Source organism: Mesorhizobium sp. M7A.F.Ca.CA.002.15.2.1 (genome assembly GCF_003998715.1).
Taxonomy (GTDB): domain Bacteria; phylum Pseudomonadota; class Alphaproteobacteria; order Rhizobiales; family Rhizobiaceae; genus Mesorhizobium; species Mesorhizobium ciceri.
In genome coordinates this window covers 1-380 of record NZ_RZPI01001306.1, presented here as the reverse complement: position 1 = coordinate 380, position 380 = coordinate 1, and the positions used below count along the sequence as shown (strand labels likewise).

The 380-nt window shown below is 65.3% G+C and carries 1 protein-coding gene; it reads left to right on the top strand.

Annotation, left to right across the window (positions count from 1 at the left end; all coding sequences use genetic code 11):
* Positions 1-136 (top strand): methenyltetrahydromethanopterin cyclohydrolase (locus ENZ74_RS34275; protein ID WP_281058844.1); only part of this gene is annotated, 136 nt, incomplete at its 5' end.
* Positions 137-380 lie beyond the last annotated feature (244 nt).

Sequence of the window (380 nt, the reverse complement as noted above, 5' to 3'; positions counted from 1 at the left end):
GTTCAAGGGCGATTTCTATGCCATCGACCCGTTGCTGTTCAGCCCGGCTGAAGTGATCGTGACAGCGATCGAAACCGGCGATACTTTTCGCGCCGGTCGGCGTGATCTGAAGATGCTCGAACGGAGTCTCGGCTAGGGCATGGCGGTGCAAAGGGATTCGTCTGTCATTCGCCCGCCCGGCGACTGCCTTCCGTGCAGCCCTGCCGCGGACGCTGCCATGAGGGCCTGGAATCGCTCGCGCCGCCGACATTCCCGCACCCGAGAGGCCACATGATCCCTCGCATCCTGATCGTCAGCGACAAAGTGGACACCGGCTCCAACGGCCTGGCGGCAGGACTTGGTCGGGGGGGCGCCGCCGTTACAGCCGTGCCGCTGGCGGC